At 56.9% G+C, this 4,722-nt stretch carries 6 protein-coding genes; 1 reads left to right on the forward strand and 5 read right to left on the reverse strand.

Annotated elements, in window-relative coordinates; genetic code table 11:
• The 4 genes from cpaB to PMI29_RS02445 all read right to left on the reverse strand — a co-directional run.
• The coding region (gene cpaB, locus PMI29_RS02460) for a Flp pilus assembly protein CpaB (RefSeq protein WP_008003662.1) at positions 1–703 on the reverse strand (703 nt) is incomplete at its 3' end.
• A 15-nt stretch (positions 704–718) separates the two neighbouring features.
• Positions 719–2,047 carry a hypothetical protein gene (locus tag PMI29_RS02455; RefSeq protein WP_008003664.1) on the reverse strand — a complete coding sequence of 443 codons (1,329 nt, stop codon included), beginning with the start codon at positions 2,045–2,047 and terminating at the stop codon, positions 719–721.
• Between the two features lie 2 nt (positions 2,048–2,049).
• Entirely contained in the window at positions 2,050–2,574 is a 525-nt protein-coding gene (locus tag PMI29_RS02450) for an A24 family peptidase (RefSeq protein WP_008003666.1), read from the reverse strand.
• Between the two features lie 195 nt (positions 2,575–2,769).
• Entirely contained in the window at positions 2,770–2,973 is a 204-nt protein-coding gene (locus PMI29_RS02445) for a Flp family type IVb pilin (RefSeq protein ID WP_008003669.1), read from the reverse strand.
• 411 nt (positions 2,974–3,384) lie between these two features.
• Here PMI29_RS02445 and PMI29_RS02440 point away from each other — a divergent pair, with 411 nt between their 5' ends.
• On the forward strand, positions 3,385–4,254 hold the full coding sequence (locus PMI29_RS02440; protein WP_008003672.1) for an AraC family transcriptional regulator: 870 nt from the start codon (positions 3,385–3,387) through the stop codon (positions 4,252–4,254).
• A gap of 272 nt (positions 4,255–4,526) precedes the next feature.
• Here PMI29_RS02440 and PMI29_RS32770 read toward each other — a convergent pair.
• Positions 4,527–4,722: hypothetical protein (locus PMI29_RS32770; RefSeq protein WP_008003674.1), on the reverse strand; the 196-nt coding region annotated here is incomplete at its 5' end.

A 4,722-nucleotide genomic window follows, 5' to 3' on the forward strand; every position in this document is an offset into this window, starting at 1 on the left:
CCCCCGCCATGACCGGTGTGGCAGGCGCAACGGCCGCAATTTTTTTCTCGGCGTTCAGCGGGTTGCGCAAGGTCAATTGCAACTTCCCTTCCGTTTGCGCCGTGACAAGGGTTTCAGCCTCGGCGGTCGTCATCTCCAGCGTCACTGCGCGCACCACGACCGGTTGCGTCTTGTCAGTACCCGCAGTCTGATCCACCGCCAACACCCGCAAGTTCTCAAGGATGGTCCTGGACGTGGCGCTGTTACTGCCGGAACTGGTGGTTTTGGTCGCCAGTACATCGACCCGGTTACCCGGCAACAGGAATCCGCCCACGCCGACCACATCGTCCACGCGTACCGATATGGCGCGTTTGTCAGGCGCAATCAAAGAAGCCAGGGTGCTGCCACCCAGGTGCTCGCTCAGACGCGCACCGCGCACGATGTCGCCGCGCAGAATGTCGAACGTTGCGATCTTGCCCACGGTTTTTTCGCTGGCATCGAAGGCATCGTCCGGGATCGTATCCATGGGCATGCGTACGGTCGTGACCTGCTGGGCCTCGACCATCTGCCCGAATGGAATCTCTACCGTGGCGACCACCACGTTTCGAAGGTGGTCATCCGGGCTGGCATTGAGCCGCGCACTCAGCCAGGAGTCGGCCATCCATGCAGCCCCAAGGCCCATGGCCAGAGAAACGCCTATCAAGGTAAGAGTACGAGAGCTCATGTCAGTATCTCCGTATCAAAGAAAGTCGAGCTGGACGAAGTAGTTGTGCCAGGCCCATTCCAACTCTTTCGGTGACAGTGGTCCGGAGCCGCCGATATAACGCTGGCGATCGAGTGCCATGTTCAGGAGATCGCGGGGATGGCAAGGCACCAGGGGCATGCCTTCACTTGCATAAAGCCTTTGCAGCACATAACGCACCAGCAGCGGGTCATAGGAAATGCCCAGACGCTCGCTTTCCTGACGCCAGATCTTTTCGTACTGCTCGGGCTTCAGGTAACCGAATTGCAGCTTGTAGCCAATCCGGCGAAGGAAGGCCTCATCGGCCAGTTCCAGGGGATTGAGGTTGGTGGAAAACACCAGAATCAGATCGAACGGCAACTCGCAATGCCGACCGCCGCCCAGGTTGAGGAAATCGCGTTTCTCTTCCATCGGCACGATCCAGCGATTGAACAGCTCGGCGGGGGCCATGCGCTGGCGTCCCATGTCGTCGATGATGAACAGGCCATTGCTGGCCTTGAGCTGCAAGGCGGCCTGGTATTGACGGGTGAAGGGGTCATAACGAACGTCCAGTTGCTCCATGCTCAACTCACCGCCCGTGATGACGATCGGGCGTTTGCAGCACAGCAGTCGACGGTCGATTCCTTCGTTGAGCATCAGATTGTTCTGTTGAGCATTTTCATCGAGCCGCTGATGCACCTGCGGGTCATAGATCTCGATCACCGACTCGTTGATGACGATGGCATGAGGGACCCAGATGGCCTCGGCGAACAGACGGATCAGCCGACTGCTGACATAGGTCTTGCCGGTCCCCGCGGGGCCATAAATCATGATCGCGCGCCCGGAGTTCAGCGCCACACCCAACTGATCGAGCATCTCCTCCGTGAGCACTACGCCAGCCAAGGCATTGCGCATATCGTTGGCGTTGATGCGACCATGGTGAATGGTCTGCAGTTTGATCAGGGACCGGTAGGTACTCACCGGGAAAGGTGCCGCACCGATATAGCCGCTGCGCGACAGGGCATCGCGGGCGACACTGCGACCACGTTCGGTCAGGCCATAACGCAGCATCTGCCCGCCCGTTTGACTCACCTGGCCAAGCACTTCGACACGGCCATCCTTGCGCAGAAACCCCAGGACCTCTTCAAGTACAGCACCGGTCAACGCCAGGCGATCCACCAGCCGCGACATGTCCAGCACACCGGCATCAAACAAATGCTTGCACACCAACTCGCCGAGAAAACTGTCGGTCAGACCGGTTTCACGGACAGTGCAGGGCTGAGGAGCCAGGCGTTGCACCGCGCTCTGATTGCTGGGGTAGGCATCACAATCGACGATGACGTGCATGTCTAACCTCCGAATCCAACGGCAACTTGCCAGTAGATGCTGTTCAAAGTGCCGATCAATATTGCAATCGAATATGGGAAAGGCTTGCCGGCTACTTCATCTGAAGTTGGCGCCAGATAAGCCTGCGCCCGAAGAATCAGCAAATAGCGCCCCAGGGTCTGACGCAATTGGCCGCGAAACAGCACGATCAATAAACCGCATATTGCACCGGCCATCAGGCTGAACATTGCAGCCCACAATGCGTAATGGAACGGTAGAAAACTGCCGACCATGGCCATCAACTTGACGTCACCGGCAGCCATGCCACCGAAGGCGTACATCGGCAGAAACAGCGCAAAACAGATCAGGGTGCCCAGCAGGCTGTCACCCAATCCGCTGACACCGCCTGAATGCATTTGACCGATCAATCCCAAGGCAAGACCCACCAGGACGAGCATGTTGGGAATACGGTGGCGAAGCAGATCGCTCACCACCGCCACGCCCAAAAGTCCTATCAGTAAAACCATCGAGAGCAGTTCCGTAGACATGGCTTGTCTCCCTGCGGGTATTAATCGTTAGCACGCAATATTGCTGTTGGCGGCCTTGAACAGCGCAGTGATTCGCGCTTCCTAAGCAAATTGACAAGGACACGCGATGTCCATTAAGAAAGTTGCCGGCGCCCTATCAGAAATAGCGGCAACCGGCTGTTCCATGGACATCGACGCGTCCCCCAGCGGGAATTACTATGCGGCTGGGACGCAAGCGGCCCCCTTGAGTGCATCGCACAGTGCCTGAATTTTGGTCTTAACCTCAGTTCCAAGGACCGTGAACAATCCGACGACAAGTGCCGTAACCAACCCGCCGGCTACCGCGTACTCCACAACGGTCAGGCCATCTTCGTCCTGGATGAACTTCACTACCGAAGCCTTGATTGTTTGCATGATCATTTTGCCCACCTCACTTGAATGTTGTTTTTTCTGAGGCAGTACGTTCTGTGCTGCCTGAGTTCAACACTAGTCAGGAGCAAGGCATAGGCGTTAGGAAGATTTTGCACATCGTTAGGACTTTTTTGCGGGGCGGCCAAATACGGGGTATTGGCCTTTGCAAAAGTAACGGGAGGGGTCAACAAGGCGTGGCAAGGCAAAGGCGGTTGTCAATGATTCACAAGCGACAAGCGGTTAATCCCGGGCTCGCCGAAAACACACCAACAAACACTCGCCCGGAGCTGCCTTCCAGGCAATCCATAGAGCGAATAGAACTAAAAATCGTCTTTCCTATCAGGATTAAATCTGCAAAGTGATGGCACCTTGGCAATACTCCTTAGCGAAGAGAGTCACCAAGAATCCCTGAGTAGAGACATGACGTCCAACTTGACCAAAAGGCCATCGCTCCTATGGTTCGATCTGACTCATGATCGGTCCACGAAAGAACTCGTCGCGCAGTTCGTGGGTACCTGCGACTGCAAACTGGCGAAAAACTCCGTGTTGCCCATCAGAGAACAGGCAGACATGATCTGCGTCCATTTTGATCGCCCCGACACTCCAGGCTTGAGGCTATTGCTGGAGATCAAACGCACCACCCCCAGCATCCCGATCACCATGTTCACCGTGCAGCACTCGGAGGAACTGGCTGTATGGGCCATGCGCTCCAGCGTCTGGGAATACATGGTGCTCCCGCTCTCGACCACCGAGAAGAAGCGTTACCTGACGGCGGTGGCGCAGCTCTGCGAGTTGCGCCGAAATGCCAGCGGCCAGGACAAGGCATCGCAGATCGACCACTCCCCGACCCTGCCGGACAGCATCCGGCGGACCTCAGGACACCAAAAACACCAGGCGCTGAGCAATGTCATGCTGTATATCGAGCAGCACTTTCGAGACAGCATCGATCAGCGGGATCTGGCGCAGCGCTGCGGCATGACGACATTTCGCTTCAGCCGCCTGTTCAAGGAAGCCAATGGGCTTGGCTTCACGGATTACATCCTGGACAAGCGCATGAACTTCGCCAAAGATCTGCTCGACAACAGCCAGATGCCGATTACCAGCATCGGCTATGAGGCCGGCTTCAAGGATCCTTCCTACTTCGCCCGCGCCTTCAAGCAGTTCGCCAACTGCACACCCAGCGAATACCGCCTGGCACAGCAACTCAAAGCGGCTGCAGTTACGCAACCGGTGCAGGATGACAAAACCATTGAAGCGCTCGAAAGCCTGGTACAGAGCCTCAGCGGTTGATCCGGTTTTTTACGCGCACAAAAAAAAGGTTCTTCACGCACTCCCGGGAAACTGTAGGAGCAGCCGGTCGACGCTCGATTGCTGGCGATGGGCTCAAGTGCGCCGCGTTTATCCAGTTCATACGCGTTATCGTTAACGACCATCGCCAGCAGGCTGGCTCCTACAAGGGGTCGTGCCCACGCTCAAACCAGTGGAAGCCCCAAAAAAAAGGTGTGTGGCAACCGCCACACACCTCATATTGCTTTGAGCTCAACGTTGTCGAGAAGGCCTCCTTATCCCGCCAGAATGAAGTCCGTCTGATCAACGGTCGCACTGCTGACACCGACAAGGTGAATCGTGTCCGCCCCGATCCCTACCACCGTGTCCGCCCCGTTAGCTGCTATGGTCACGTTGGCAGCGAACGTCGCGCTGGTGATCCCCAGTGCCGCGATATTGAGCAAGTCCTGCCCGGCCGGATTGGCTCCGAAG

It is taken from the genome of Pseudomonas sp. GM49 (assembly GCF_000282355.1).
Lineage (GTDB): Bacteria > Pseudomonadota > Gammaproteobacteria > Pseudomonadales > Pseudomonadaceae > Aquipseudomonas.